This is a genomic window from Stenotrophomonas sp. YJH_SMC_91, from assembly GCF_059368495.1.
The window spans coordinates 52,697-65,984 of sequence record NZ_JCAFRT010000021.1 but is presented as its reverse complement, the minus strand read 5'-3'; the positions used below and the strand labels follow the sequence as shown (position 1 = coordinate 65,984).

Below are 13,288 nucleotides of genomic sequence, written 5' to 3'. Positions count from 1 at the left end.
GCGAGTACGCTTCGTCAGAGCAACGTGATGCCGTGCTGCCTGAATGGCTGCATTACTACAACTGGCACCGACCCCACATGGGGATCGGCAGCCAACCGCCTATTTCCAGAATCCCGCTGAACAACGTGGTGGGTTTACACAACTAACAGTCGACTCTACCCCGTCGGGTCGTCCCCAGCGGATCAACCCATCAGGCCGTGCCCAGCAGATCGTCCCCGCCGGGTCGTGCCGGGGGGATCGGCCCATCGTTCAGAACGGGTCGCTGCCCAGCCGGATTTCCACGTTGAGCAGCGAGCACAGCGCCAGCATTGCGTCGTCGTCGCGGGTCAGCGCCATCACGCCGGTGAAGCCGTCGCTGCCGGCATCCACGCTCCACAGCGTGTAGTTGTGCTCGCGCAGGCGGTCGAAGGCGGTGGACATCAGCTGCACGCCGTCCAGGCCTTCGGCGAAGTCCTCGTCATCCAGGTCGCCGCCCCAGTCCAGCTGCAGGTTGAAGCGCGCCGACAGCTCGTTCACTGCCGACTGCAGCGATTCCAGATCATCACGCTCGACCTCGAAACCGGACTGCCAGGCGATGGCCGTGAACAGGGCCGGCAGCCAGTCGCTGTCCGCTTCCAGCGGCTGCCCGTCCTCGGCCAGGTGCTCGCGCCAGCGGTTGAACTGCTGCAGGGCCAGTTCCTCGTCGCCCGGGTTGATCAGCACCAGCAGGTTCCAGACCCGTGCCTCGAAGCCATCTTCGTCGAAGTCGTGGATGTCTTCCTCGAAGTCGAAATAGTCGCTGTTGTCGGGCATGGCGGAACTTCCTCTGGGGCAGGCCGGCATTCTACGGTTTATCCTGTGCCGCTGAAGCCGGCCTTGGTGGCCGTCACTGTGAATGAAGCGATGAGCGATACCCCTCCCGACCACCTGGCGATCAACCCGGCCAGCCCCTTCCATGATGCGCAGGCGCTGGAGCGCGGCGTCGGCGTGCGTTTCAACGACGTCGAGCGTGACAACGTCGAGGAATACTCGGTCAGCGAAGGCTGGATCCGCGTGCAGGCCGGCAAGGCCCGCGACCGCCGCGGCAACCCGATGACCATCAAGGTCAAGGGCAAGGTCGAGGTGTATTTCCTGGACCAGAAGCCGGAATAAGCACGGCTCCCGGATCCTGGGGTCAGATCCCTTTCCTGCGGAAAGGGATCTGACCCCGATCAACGCGGACCGAGGTCCGCACCCACCCGGGGTACACGGTCATTCGCGCTTGCGCGATTCCAGCAGGTCCAGGTTGCGGATCAGGCGCCGCGAGATCTCATCGGAGATCACCCCGCGCCGGGTCAACCGGAACAGCTCCTCGCGCTCGGCATTGAGGCCGGCGCTGCGCAGCTGGCGGTAGCCCATTTCCATGCGCCGAACCTTCTCCGGGTCAACGTCGGGCCCATCACTGTCGCGCTCCAGGTGCCGCTGGTAGAGCAGGCTCACCCGCGAGGCGGCGTCGTTGTACAGCTGCACGTTCTCGGTGTTCTGGTTCATCACCAGCTGCTGGCGCATGCGCTCGACCCCGGCCAGCGCGGCCTTCGACGACAGCCGGCGTGCCAGGTCCTCTTCCTTGCGCTCGCCCGAGTCAGCCGGCAGCTGCAGGCCCTTCAGCAGCTGTGGCAGCGCGATGCTGGCGCCCAGCAGCGAGAACAGGATCACCGATGCGGCCAGGAAGATCACCAGGTCACGCGCCGGGAACGCACTGCCGTCGGGCAGGAACAGCGGCAGGGTCAACACACCGGCCAGGGTGATCGCACCGCGCACGCCGGCCACCGAGGTCGCCACCACGATGCGCCAGTTCGGTGCCTCGCCCCGCTCCAGGCCGCGACGGCGCGCGCGCAGCAGGTTCCAGCGCAGCGACAACCACACCCACAACAGGCGCAGCACGACCAGTGCCAGATTGATCACCACCACATACACCAGCAGCCACCACGCACTCTGGTGGCCGGTCTCGTTCATGGTGGTGGTGGCGCGTTCGACGATGCCCGGCAGCTGCTCGCCCAGCAGCACGAACATGATGCCGTTGAAGCTGAACTGCAGCATGTTCCAGACCCCGGCGCGCTGCACGCGCATGCTGCCGGAGACGCGACCGGTCAGCTCGACATAGCTCATCGCGATACCGGCGGCGACCGCGGCGAGGATGCCCGAGGCATGGATCTCTTCGGCCAGCAGGTAGGCCGCGAACGGAATGAGCAGGTTGACCAGCATCGCCGCGCCGGGCTCTTCGCCGAAGCGGCGCCACAGCCAGCGCTGGAAGGTGGACACACCCAGCGTCACCGCCACGCCCACCGCCAATCCCGCCACCGCCACCCACACGAAGGTCAGCGAGGCCGTGGCCAGCGAGAAGGTGCCGGTCATCACCGCCGCCACCGCGAAGCGGAAGCAGACCAGGCCCGAGGCATCGTTCAGCAGCGACTCGCCTTCCAGGATGTGCATCAGGCGCTTGGGAATCGGCGCCTTCGAAGCGATCGCACCCACCGCCACCGGGTCGGTCGGCGAGACGATGGCCGCCAGCGCGAAGCACACCGCCAGCGGCATCACCGGAATCAACCAGTGGATCAGGAAGCCGGCGCCGATGACGGTGAACACCACCAGGCCGAACGCCAGTTCGAGGATCGCGCCCTTGTCGCGGAACAGGCCCTGCTTGGGAATGCGCCAGCCATCGAGGAACAGCAGTGGCGGCAGGAACAGCAGGAAGAACACTTCCGGCTCCAGCGCGTGGCCACGGTTGAACACCCCGGCGATGACCGCACCCAGGCCGATCTGCACCAGCGGCAGCGGCAACGAGAACGGCAGGACGCGAACCAGGTAGCCGCTGGCGACAACGGCCACCAGCATCGCCAGGACGACTTCAATGGTATGCATGCTTCTTCCAGGAAGCGGCGCGTGGGGAGGCTTGGAGGCCAGCGCCGGAAACCCGGAAAAAACTACCACATGCGGCCATGGCCGCGACGGCCGGGGCCGCCGCGCGTCAGCCCCGGCTCATGCCCCGTCGAAGCGGTACAGATCCATGGCGAGGAAGCCGGCATCGATGCCGGCATCGATGCGACGCGCACCGAAACCGCCCTCGCCGGCCGCGCCCATTGCAAAGAACAGCGGCAGCAGGTGCTCGTCGGTCGGGTGCGCGCGTTCGGCGAACGGCGCCTGCCGGCGGTAATCCAGCAGGGCCTGGCGGTCATCAGCGGCCAGGCGCTGCTCCACCCATTCGATAAAGGGCCGCACGTACGGCGCTTCCTTGCCGTCCTGGTAGTCGCCCCAGTCGTGCAGGTTGTGGGTGATGCTGCCGGAGCCGACCAGCAGCACGCCCTGTTCGCGCAGCGGCGCCAGCGCACGGCCCAGCGCGAACTGATGCTCGGGGCCGAGCAGCGGCTGGATCGACACCGGCACCACCGGGATGTCCGCCTGAGGGCGCAACAGCCGCAGCGGTACCCACGCGCCGTGGTCGAGGCCACGCTGCGGGTCGATGGCCACTGGCAGACCTGCGGCGGCGATGCGGCCGGCCACTTCTTCGGCCAGTGCCGGATCACCCGGTGCCGGGTACTGCAGTTCGAACAGCGCGCGCGGGAAGCCACCAAAGTCGTGGATGGTCGGCGGCTGCGGATGCGCACCGACCAGCGGCTGCCGGCCCAGCCAGTGCGCCGAGGCCATCACGATGGCGCGTGGCGTCGGCAGATCGCGCGCCAGCTCGGCCAGGCGCACGCCAACCTGGCCCGGCTGCAGGGCAGTCATCGGCGAACCATGGGAGATGTACAGCGAAGGCAGGCGGGACATGGAATTCTCCAGTTGCAGGATCAGGCGGCGATCAGCGCGAACGCAGGGTCCACTTGCCATCGCCGAGCAGGAACAGCACCACCAGCGCCAGCGCCCAGAACGCCGGGTATTCCCAGCCGCCGCCAGCATTGGCGAAACCGAAGCCGTTGGCGCCGTGCACGGTGACGATGGTGCCCAGCAGCAGCGGCACGCCGACCAGGCCCACCCAGCGTGCGTAGATGCCCAGCAGCAGCGCGACGGTGATCACCAGTTCGACGCCGATGGTGAGGTAGCCGAGCACACCGGGCAGGCCCAGAGACTCGAAGAACGCCGCCGTACCGGCCGGGGTGAACACCAGCAGCTTGGTCAGTGCGTGGACCAGGAACAGCACGCCCAGAGCCAGGCGCAGCAGGGTGGCGCCATACGGCGCCAGCGGCGAAACAGGAGCGGTCGTGGTGTGCATGGCAAAGCACCTTGAAGGGAGTGGGCACAGGTTATTGCGCCTTCACTGGCCGATAAATACGATCGTTTGACCGTATTTATTTCACAAGGCGCAACAATGGACACCCTCGAAGCGATGCGCGTGTTCGTGGCGGTGGTCGAGCGCAACGGCTTCAGTGCCGCCGCCCAGGCCCTGGACATGTCCACCGCCGGCGTCACGCGCCAGGTCGCGGCGCTGGAAAAGCGCCTGTCCACCCGCCTGCTCCACCGCACCACGCGCCGGGTCAGCCCGACCAGTGCCGGCGCCGCCTACTACGCCCAGTGCGTGCGCCTGCTGGCCGAATTCGACGCGCTGGAAGCCAGTATCGGCGCGCAGGCGCTGGAGCCTTCGGGCACGCTGCGCATCAACGCACCGGTGAGCTGGGGCATTGCCCGCCTCGGCCCGCTGCTGGCCAGTTATCGCCAGCGCTTCCCACAGGTGGAGCTGGACCTGGCGCTGTCCGACCGGCTGGTGGACATGGTCGAGGAAGGCTACGACGTGGCCATCCGCATCACCCGCGAGCCCGGTCCCACGCTGATCGCGCGCCGCCTCGGCGAATCGCGGGTGAGCCTGTGCGCCGCGCCGGCCTACCTGGCCGCACACGGCACCCCGCAGACCCCGCAGGAGCTGCAGGCACACGCATGCCTGAGCTACAGCTACTGGGCCGCCGGTGATCACTGGCCGCTGCAGGGGCCCGGCGGTGAAGTGAAGGTGGCGGTAAGCAGCCTGCTGCACGCCAACAACGGCGACGTGCTGCGCGAAGCGGCGATCGCCGGCATGGGCGTGATCCTGCAGCCCTACTTCCTGCTGGAAGACGCACTGGCCGATGGCCGTCTGGTGCGCGTCCTGCCCGAGTGGGAAGCCGCGCCGATCGGCATCTTCGCGGTCTACACCAGCCGCAGCCACCTGGCACCGAAGGTGCGCAGCTTCATCGACCACCTGGTGGAGGCCGGGGTGTAGCCGAGCCTGGCGTTTGCCGTAGTGCCGGCCGCTGGCCGGCAATCAGACACCTCTCGGTCCTGGGCGAATGCCGGCCAGCGGCCGGCACTACCACTTAGGCGGCGACCTCATCCAGCGCGTCGATGATCCGTTCCAGCGGTGCCGGCCGTCCCAGCAGGTAGCCCTGCACCTGGTCACAGCCGTGCGCAGCCAGCCAGTCCAGCTGTCCCGGCGTCTCCACGCCTTCGGCGATGATGGTCAGGCCCATGCTGTGGCCCAGCGACAGCAGTGCGCGGCAGATCGAGGCGTTGCGTGGATTGGTTTCCACGTCCGCCACGAAGCTGCGGTCGATCTTCAGGATGTCCAGCGGCAGGTGCTGCAGGTAGGACATGCTGGAATAGCCGGTGCCGAAGTCATCCAGCGACACGCTGATGCCCTGCTCGTGCAGGCGCTGCATGGTCTGCATCGCCTGCCCCGGCTTGCGCATCAGGCTGCTCTCGGTCAGTTCCACATGCAGCGCACCCCGCGCCAACCCGAACTCCTGCTGGGCGCGGGTGAACTCGGCCACCAGGTCGCTGTTGAAGAACTGCACGGCCGAGACGTTGACCGCAATCGGCAGCTCGCCCCACCCGGCCTCGACCAACCGCCGCTGCGCCTTCGCTGCCGCTCGGATCACCCAGCGGCCAAGTGCCAGGATCAGCCCGGTGTCCTCGCACAGCTGGATGAACTCATTGGGCGGAATGAAGCTGCCATCAGCCTGCGGCCAGCGCAGCAATGCCTCCAATGCCGCCGGGCTGCCATCGCTGGCATGCCGGATCGGCTGGAAGTACAGCTGGAACTCGTTGTCGATGGCCGCATGGATGCGCCCGGCCAGGCGCAACCGGTCGGCCAGCCGCGTGGTCACCGCTGCGTCGAACCAGACCACCACGTTGCCCTCCGCACGCGCCGCGTGCGCCGCCTGCGCGGCCATGCCAATCACCTGTTCGGCGCTGTGGCCGTCACCGGCCACATGCACCGCCACGCCGATGCGCGGCTCGAACTGGTGCAGTGAATCCTTGCCACGCATCGGCGCCGACACGATCTGCAGCAGGTCGTCCAGCACGCGCTGGGTATCGTGCTCCGAACCGATGGCGAACACGAAGTCCTCCGCCGGCTGGAACGCCAGCGTGCCGCAGCGTGCGCCCAACCCGCCCAGGCGGGTCGCCATCGACTGCAGCACGGCATCACCGATCTCACGGCCCAGCGTATCGGCCACCAGCTGCAGTCCGCGCAGTTGCACGAAGGCGATGGTATAGCCCTCGCCCTGCTCATCCAGCTGGTCGGTCAATGCACGCACGTTGAGCAGGCCGGTGGCCGGGTTGTGCCGTGCCTGGTAGGCCAGGTCGCGCTCGTAGGCCAGCCGTTCGCTCACATCCTCGGCCAGCACCAGGCACGCGGGCTGTCCGTCGAAATCGAGTTTGGACAGGTGTGCGCGCACCTCGAACACACTGCCGTCCTTGCGCCGGTGCAGGCGCACGGTTGCGTCGGGGGGATCGCCCACCTGCGCGCGCTGGATGGCACCACGCACCTCGTCCCAGCCTTCGCGCGGGCGGATGTCGAGGATGCTCATCGCCAGGAACTCCTCGCGGCTGTAGCCGTACTGGCGCACCGCCGCGTCATTGACCTCGATGAAGCGCAGCGTGTCCGGGTCGAACACCCAGAATGGCGCCGGGTTGCGGTCGAACAGCAGGCGGAAGCGGCGTTCCACTTCGCTCATCTGCTCGCGCGCCTGGTAGCGTTCGCTCAGGTCGGTCAACGCGCCGATCATGCGTCGTTCGCTGTCGGCCACCTCCACCCGCTGTCCGCGCGCGCCCACCCAGCGTACTTCACCACCGGGCAGCACCAGGCGGAACACCTGGTCGAGCACTGCGCCGCCGGCAAAGGCCTGGTCGAAAGCCTGCTGCAGGCGCGCGGCATCATCGCGATGCACGCGAGCGAAGAAGTCGGCTACCGGCAGCGCATCGGTCTGCACGCCGAAGATCTCGCGCGCCAGGGGGGACCAGCGCAGCAGCGCGGCGTCCTCATCCACGTACCACGTGCAGACACGCCCGACCTGATGGGCCAGACGCAGCTCGGCATGACCCGCCTTCAGTTCCTCGGCCATCGCCTGCTGGCTGCGGGTACTGCGGCGCACCGCATACAGCAGCACCAGCAGCACCACGATGTAGGCCAGCACGATCGCCACCGATGCCTGCAGGTACGGCCACCAGGGTGCCAGCACGTCCTCATCGGCCAGGCCGATCTGCACCGCCAGCGGGCTGCGGTCGAGCGTACTGATGGTCGTGATGCGCGGTACACCATCGACCACGCCGGGCAGGCTGCCGAGCTCGACCACCGCCTGCTTGCCGAGCAGGTCACGCCGCGGCAGGTCGTAGCGGCGACCGACCGTGCCATGCGGATCGGGCACGCGCGCCAGCATGTAACCCTCGGCGTCGGTGATCGAGACCAGCCCGTTGGGACCAACATCCAGGCCGCCGGCGATGCGCTGCAGTTCACCACAGCGCAGCCGCGCCAACAGCCAGCGTTCACCGGCCATCGGCAGTGCCAGCGGCACCACCCAGTCGCCATCGCTGGCCCGCTGCGGCGGGCCGATGTACAGGGCACTGCCCTGCCCCCGGCGCAGCGGGTCGGTCCACAGCGGCAGCTGCAGGTCGCCGCGCCCGGCGGTCAGCGCGCGCCCGTGGCGGTCCAACACCACGATGCTGTGCAGTTCAGCGTGGCGGCGCAGCACGCCACCGATGGCCGCATCCAGCAGTACCGGGGCCTGTGACGGCACGCTGCGGAACAACTCACCGGCATCGCCGGCGATGCCGGTCATCGCCCGCTCCAGATTGCGCAGTTCCAGCGCCAGCAGGCGCTCGCTCCCCACCGCCAGCGCCCGGCTCTGCCGCTGCGCGGCCTCCAGGCGGCGGTGATGGTCGTTGGCCAGCATGGTGGCCAATCCGGCCACCAGCAACAGGCCCAGCAGCACGCCGCCCCAGGTGATGGCGCGCAACGGACGGGCCAACGCCCGCTTCAACGCGGGCATCGGTCGATCTTCCTTGTGCAGTCGGCTGGCTTCATGCGCGAACGAATCCTCCACATCCCCGACCTCAACGGCCGGCGGACGCCATTCTTGACGCCTGACCCCGTCCTGCATGGCCACCTCCCCGTGTCCGCGCAGGGCTCCAGGGCCCAGCATGCACCACCCCGGTGACGGCGTGAAGATCGCTTCGGCGCGTTCAGCCAGATCCTGCACAGGACCGGCCAGCCACGGGGACGGCCAGCCGGGCTGCGGCGGATTAGACTTGGGGTTTTCCGCTGCAAGAGAAGTCCATGTCCAAGCTGCGCCGTCCCACCCTGGCACTGGCCATCGTTGCCAGCCTGTCCCTGGCTGCCTGCGACCGTCCGGCCGATCCGGCCGCTGGCACCGCCAAGCCCGCCGAGGCTGCACCCGCTGCCGCCAAGCCGATGCTGGGCAGCTTCGGCTTCGATGCCAGCGGCATGGACCGCAGCATCGCGGCCGGCGATGACTTCTTCGGCTTCGCCAACGGCACCTGGGTGAAGAACACCGAGATTCCGGCCGACCGTTCGCGCTTCGGCAGCTTCAACGTCATCGCTGAAAAGACCCTGGCCGACACCCGCGCCATCCTCGAGGGTGCGGCCGGCAATGCGCAGGCCAGCGGTGACGACAAACTGATCGGCGACTACTACGCCGCCTACATGGACGAAGCCGGCATCGAGCAGCACGGCATCGCCCCGGTGCAGCCGCAGCTGAAGGCCATCGAGACCATCGCCGACAAGGCTGGCCTGGCACGTGCCCTCGGCGGCGAGATGCGCGCCGACGTCGACCTGCTCAATGCCACCAACTTCTACACCGACCGCCTGTTCGGCCTGTGGGTCTCGGTCGACATGCTGCAGCCGGACCGCACCGCGCCGTACCTCGTGCAGGGCGGCCTGGGCATGCCCGACCGCGACTTCTACCTGGGCGGCGGCCGCATGGCCGAACTGCGCAAGCAGTACCAGGGCTACATCGCGCAGATGCTGCAGCTGGCCGGCGTGGCCGACCCGGCCGGCAAGGCACAGCGCATCCTTGCGCTGGAGACGAAGATCGCGCAGGCGCATGCCACCCAGGAAGAAACCAACGACGTGACCAAGGGTGCCAATCCGTGGACCCAGGCCGATTTCAACGCCAAGGCACCGGGCATGGACTGGAACGCCTTCCTTGATGCGGCCGCGCTGGGCGAGCAGCAGGACTTCATCGTGTGGCAGCCCAAGGCCGTGGCCGGCCTGTCCAGGCTGGTCGCCACCGAACCGCTGGAGGTGTGGAAGGACTACCTGGCCTTCCACGCACTGGACCGTGCCGCCGCCTACCTGCCGAAGAAGTTCGCCGACGCCCGCTTCGCCTTCCATGGCACCGCGCTGAGCGGCACGCCGCAGCAGAGCGATCGCTGGAAGCGCGCCGTGGATGATGCCAACCATGCTGTCGGCGAGGCCATCGGCAAGCGCTATGTCGAGAAGCACTTCGACGCCAGGACCAAGGAGCGTGCGGACGAAATGGCGAAGAACATCATCGCCGCCTTCGCCAAGCGCATTGACGCACTGTCGTGGATGTCGCCGCAGACCAAGGCGCATGCCAAGGCCAAGGTCGCCGGCCTGACCGTGGGGATGGGCTACCCGGAGAAGTGGCGTGATTACACCGGCCTGGAGATCCGCCGCGATGACGCGCTCGGCAACGCACAGCGCGCCGAGCTGTTCGAATACCAGCGCAACATCGCCAAGCTGGGCAAGCCGGTCGACCACAGTGAGTGGGCGATGCTGCCGCAGACCATCAATGCGATGAACGTGCCGCTGGAAAATCGCCTGGTGTTCCCGGCCGCGATCCTGCAGCCGCCGTTCTTCGACGGTGCCGCCGACGACGCAGTGAACTATGGTGCGATCGGCGCGGTGATCGGCCATGAGATCAGCCATGGCTTCGACAACGCCGGCGCGCTGTTCGACGAGACCGGCAAGCTGCACAACTGGTGGACCGCCGAGGACCTGAAGCAGTTCAACGCTGCCGGTGATGCGCTGGCCGCGCAGTTCAGCAGCTACGAGCCGTTCCCGGGCGTGCATGTGAACGGCAAGCTGACCCTGGGCGAGAACATCGCCGACGTGGCCGGCCTGGGCACTGCCTACGATGCCTACCAGCTGTCGCTGCAGGGCAAGCCGGGCCAGACCCTGGAAGGCTTCACGCCGGACCAGCGCTTCTTCCTCGGCTTCGCCCAGGCGTGGCGCAGCAAGAGCCGCGAGCAGGCGCTGCGCAACTCGCTGCTGACCGATGTGCATGCACCAGGCCAGTTCCGCGCACTCACCGTGCGCAACATCGACGCCTGGTATCCGGCGTTCGAGGTGAAGGAAGGCCAGAAGCTGTACCTGGCCCCGGACAAGCGGGTCAAGGTGTGGTGATGTAACCGGAACGGGCGCCGCGAGGCGCCCGTTTCATTTCCCGGTAGCTGCCAACCTTGGCTGGCAAATGCCCCGCTCGGGTGGATGCCGACGTTGGTCGGCATATCTACAGGACTACAAGCCATCCACGCATGGCGTGGATCTACCGGCGCGTTGTGGCAATCACCAGCGTGGCAACCATGGCAAGCCCGGCCGCGACCCACAGATTCGCATGCAGGCCCACGCCATCCAGCAGCCGTCCACCGCCCCACGCGCCCATTGCGATGCCGATATTGAACACACCGACATACAGCGCGGTGGCGATCTCCACCGCGTGCGGGACTGCCTTCATCATCCAGCTCATCAGGCCGACCGACACGCCGCCATAGGCCAGGCCCCACAGCAACAGCACCACAATGCCGCCGGAGGGTGTGTCGCCCAGCCACAGGAACAACAACGGCGTCAGCAGCAGGCCGCAAGAGATCGCCAGCAGCATGCCGCGCGGGTGACGAGCGGCCAGTGGTCCGGCGATGAAGTTGCCCGCGATGCCCGCCATGCCATAGGCGAACAGCAGCGCGCCGATCCAAGCGGCATCCACGCCCGATCGCAGGGTCAGCAACGGGCGTACATAGGTGAACGCAATGAAGTGACCTGCTACCAGCAGCAGCGTCAGGCATAGGCCGCGCTGCAGGCCACGGTGGCCGAGCAGCCGCACGAACTGCGCCGGGCGCACCGACGCCACCACCGGCAACGCGGGAACCACCCACAGTTGCAGCAGCATCACCGCCGCACTGAACAGCGCCATCGCTGCGAACGCGAAGCGCCAGCCCAGGGCGTCGCCGATCAGTGCACCCAGCGGCACCCCCAGAACCGATGCTGCGGCCACGCCCCCGAAGATGATCGAGGTGGCCAGGCCGATGCGATGCGCCGGGACCAGGCGTGCTGCCAGCCCACCAGCGATGGCCCAGATCCCGCCCATGCAGAACCCCACCAGTACGCGCGCGGCCAGCAGCCAGCCGATGCCGGGTGCCAGCGCCGAAGCAACGTTGGCGACCAGCAGCAGCCCCAGCAGCACGCACAGGATGCGACGACGATCGATGCCACCGGCTGCGATCACCACCAGCGGTGCGAACAGGGCCGCCAGCAGGGCCGGCAGCGAGATCATCAGGCCGGCGGTGCCGGTGGACGCGCCGAGATCTTCGGCGACAGGGGTCAGCAGGCCCACCGGCAGCATTTCGGTGGTGACCACCGAGAAGGTGGCGAGGCCAACCGCAGAAACCGCCCGCCACGGATGGCGATGCACAGGCGCGGCATGCGCAGGCGATGAAGCGCTCACGGGATGATGCCTTCAGGGGTGGATGCGGCAGCCGGGCGCAAGGCACGTCGCGCGAGAACGGCCAACAGCAGCACGCCCCCGCCTGCCACCAGTGCAACGACAAAGCCGCTGCGCACGCCCCCCGCATCGACGCTCTGCCCGGACAGCGCCGCGCCCAGCGCCACGCCGATGTTCAATCCGGCCAGCAGCCAGGTCATGCCCTCGGTCAGGCGCGATTCGGGTACGCGTTGTTCGACCAGCGACATCGCCACGATCATCGTCGGCGCGAAGAACACCCCGGCCAGCAGCACCGCCACGGCCAGCGCGGGCAGGCTGCCGACCCACGGCAGCGGCAACGTGGTCAGTGCGGTGGCCACTGCGCCGGCCAGCAACAGGCGCCGCAACGGTGCCTGCAGCTTCAGTGCCCCGAACAGCAGGCCCGCCGCGCAGCTGCCCAGCGCATAGGCCGACAGCACCAGGCTGGCGGCAAGCGGCTGCCCCCGCTGTTCGGCGAAGGCCACGCTGGTGATGTCGACCGTACCGACAATCACGCCCATCGCCAGCATCAGCAACGCCAGCAGGCGGATCTCCGTGTGCCGCAGCAGCGAGCCCGACGGAGTTGCACCTTCGTGCTGCTGCAGCGGCGGCTCGGTGCCCCGCTGCAGCACCAATGCGGCGACGCCGACCACCAGCAACAGGGCGGCCGCCAGTACGCCGGCCTGTGGCCATACCGCCACCGACAGCCCCACTGACAACGGTGGACCGACGATGAAGGTCACCTCATCGAACACGGTCTCCAGCGAATACGCGGTCTGCAGCTGCGGGCGACCGCGATGGATCGCAGTCCAGCGTGCGCGCACCATTGCGGACACGCTGGGCATGCATCCAGCCAGCATGGCGGCGACGAAAAGCGCCCAGTCTGGCGCAGCCAGCAGCGTGCACGCGAGCAGCAGCAACAACCCTGCCGCACTGGCCGCAGTAGCCCATGGCAGCACCCTGCCCTGCCCGCGCCGGTCGACCCAGCGCGATACCTGCGGCGACAGCAGCGCGTAGGTCAGCACGAAGGTGGCAGACACCGCACCGGCCAAGGCATAGCTGCCGCGCAGCTGCGACAGCAGGGTGATGATGCCGATGCCGGTCATCGGCAGCGGCAGGCGGGCCAGCAGGCCGGCCAGGGCGAGGCCGGCGGTGCCGGGGGCGGCGAACAGGTCGCGGTAGGGGGTGGCCATCGGGATCTCCAGGGCAGCGGCTTGCCTGGCGCTCCCGGCGCCACGACAATACATACAGAGCGTATGAATAAGAGGCTACATTCATACGCGCCGTATGTAAACAATCATGCACTG

Annotated in this window: 11 protein-coding genes; 4 read left to right on the top strand and 7 right to left on the bottom strand. The window is 68.0% G+C overall.

Going from position 1 to position 13,288, the window contains the following annotated elements:
* Window positions 1-146, top strand: a 146-nt coding sequence (locus AC5P5X_RS18985) for an integrase core domain-containing protein (protein ID WP_495203762.1), incomplete at its 5' end; no start/stop codon positions are given.
* 103 nt (window positions 147-249) lie between these two features.
* Here the strand turns inward: AC5P5X_RS18985 and AC5P5X_RS18980 are convergent.
* Window positions 250-792 carry a DUF6630 family protein gene (locus AC5P5X_RS18980; RefSeq protein ID WP_012479021.1) on the bottom strand — a complete coding sequence of 181 codons (543 nt, stop codon included), beginning with the start codon at window positions 790-792 and terminating at the stop codon, window positions 250-252.
* A gap of 90 nt (window positions 793-882) precedes the next feature.
* On the opposite strand from AC5P5X_RS18980, the gene AC5P5X_RS18975 reads away from it, so the two are divergent.
* Entirely contained in the window at window positions 883-1,131 is a 249-nt protein-coding gene (locus AC5P5X_RS18975; RefSeq protein ID WP_005415112.1) for a DUF3297 family protein, read from the top strand.
* A gap of 99 nt (window positions 1,132-1,230) precedes the next feature.
* Here AC5P5X_RS18975 and AC5P5X_RS18970 read toward each other — a convergent pair whose 3' ends face one another.
* The 3 genes from AC5P5X_RS18970 to AC5P5X_RS18960 all read right to left on the bottom strand — a co-directional run bounded on the left by AC5P5X_RS18970 (window position 1,231) and on the right by AC5P5X_RS18960 (window position 4,228).
* A complete protein-coding gene (locus AC5P5X_RS18970) occupies window positions 1,231-2,880 on the bottom strand; it encodes a Na+/H+ antiporter (protein WP_005407909.1) in 1,650 nt (549 codons plus the stop codon).
* Between the two features lie 117 nt (window positions 2,881-2,997).
* Window positions 2,998-3,786 carry a dioxygenase family protein gene (locus tag AC5P5X_RS18965; RefSeq protein WP_005407908.1) on the bottom strand — a complete coding sequence of 263 codons (789 nt, stop codon included), beginning with the start codon at window positions 3,784-3,786 and terminating at the stop codon, window positions 2,998-3,000.
* 31 nt (window positions 3,787-3,817) lie between these two features.
* Window positions 3,818-4,228 (bottom strand): DoxX family protein, encoded by a 411-nt coding sequence (locus AC5P5X_RS18960; RefSeq protein WP_005407907.1) that lies wholly within the window; start codon window positions 4,226-4,228, stop codon window positions 3,818-3,820.
* Window positions 4,229-4,324: 96 nt separating this feature from the next.
* On the opposite strand from AC5P5X_RS18960, the gene AC5P5X_RS18955 reads away from it, so the two are divergent.
* A complete protein-coding gene (locus tag AC5P5X_RS18955) occupies window positions 4,325-5,206 on the top strand; it encodes a LysR family transcriptional regulator (RefSeq protein ID WP_049395670.1) in 882 nt (293 codons plus the stop codon).
* Window positions 5,207-5,300: 94 nt separating this feature from the next.
* On the opposite strand, the gene AC5P5X_RS18950 is transcribed toward AC5P5X_RS18955, so the two are convergent.
* Window positions 5,301-8,363: a bifunctional diguanylate cyclase/phosphodiesterase gene (locus AC5P5X_RS18950; protein ID WP_061201496.1), complete on the bottom strand. Its 3,063-nt coding sequence runs from the start codon at window positions 8,361-8,363 to the stop codon at window positions 5,301-5,303.
* A gap of 176 nt (window positions 8,364-8,539) precedes the next feature.
* Between AC5P5X_RS18950 and AC5P5X_RS18945 the strand changes: the two genes are divergently transcribed.
* Window positions 8,540-10,651 (top strand): M13 family metallopeptidase, encoded by a 2,112-nt coding sequence (locus tag AC5P5X_RS18945; RefSeq protein ID WP_005407904.1) that lies wholly within the window; start codon window positions 8,540-8,542, stop codon window positions 10,649-10,651.
* A gap of 142 nt (window positions 10,652-10,793) precedes the next feature.
* Here AC5P5X_RS18945 and AC5P5X_RS18940 read toward each other — a convergent pair whose 3' ends face one another.
* Together AC5P5X_RS18940 and AC5P5X_RS18935 are read right to left on the bottom strand one after the other, a co-directional pair.
* Window positions 10,794-11,966 (bottom strand): MFS transporter, encoded by a 1,173-nt coding sequence (locus AC5P5X_RS18940; protein ID WP_111189073.1) that lies wholly within the window; start codon window positions 11,964-11,966, stop codon window positions 10,794-10,796.
* Entirely contained in the window at window positions 11,963-13,174 is a 1,212-nt protein-coding gene (locus tag AC5P5X_RS18935; RefSeq protein ID WP_111189072.1) for an MFS transporter, read from the bottom strand. The genes AC5P5X_RS18940 and AC5P5X_RS18935 overlap by 4 nt, the downstream gene beginning before the upstream one ends.
* Window positions 13,175-13,288 lie beyond the last annotated feature (114 nt).

Coding starts and splice junctions, on each gene's coding strand:
- AC5P5X_RS18965 (WP_005407908.1), bottom strand. CDS start 3,786: ATGTCCCGCCTGCCTTCGCTGTACATCTCCCATGGTTCGCCGATGACT.
- AC5P5X_RS18960 (WP_005407907.1), bottom strand. CDS start 4,228: ATGCACACCACGACCGCTCCTGTTTCGCCGCTGGCGCCGTATGGCGCC.
- AC5P5X_RS18975 (WP_005415112.1), top strand. CDS start 883: ATGAGCGATACCCCTCCCGACCACCTGGCGATCAACCCGGCCAGCCCC.
- AC5P5X_RS18945 (WP_005407904.1), top strand. CDS start 8,540: ATGTCCAAGCTGCGCCGTCCCACCCTGGCACTGGCCATCGTTGCCAGC.
- AC5P5X_RS18980 (WP_012479021.1), bottom strand. CDS start 792: ATGCCCGACAACAGCGACTATTTCGACTTCGAGGAAGACATCCACGAC.
- AC5P5X_RS18970 (WP_005407909.1), bottom strand. CDS start 2,880: ATGCATACCATTGAAGTCGTCCTGGCGATGCTGGTGGCCGTTGTCGCC.
- AC5P5X_RS18950 (WP_061201496.1), bottom strand. CDS start 8,363: ATGCAGGACGGGGTCAGGCGTCAAGAATGGCGTCCGCCGGCCGTTGAG.
- AC5P5X_RS18935 (WP_111189072.1), bottom strand. CDS start 13,174: ATGGCCACCCCCTACCGCGACCTGTTCGCCGCCCCCGGCACCGCCGGC.
- AC5P5X_RS18955 (WP_049395670.1), top strand. CDS start 4,325: ATGGACACCCTCGAAGCGATGCGCGTGTTCGTGGCGGTGGTCGAGCGC.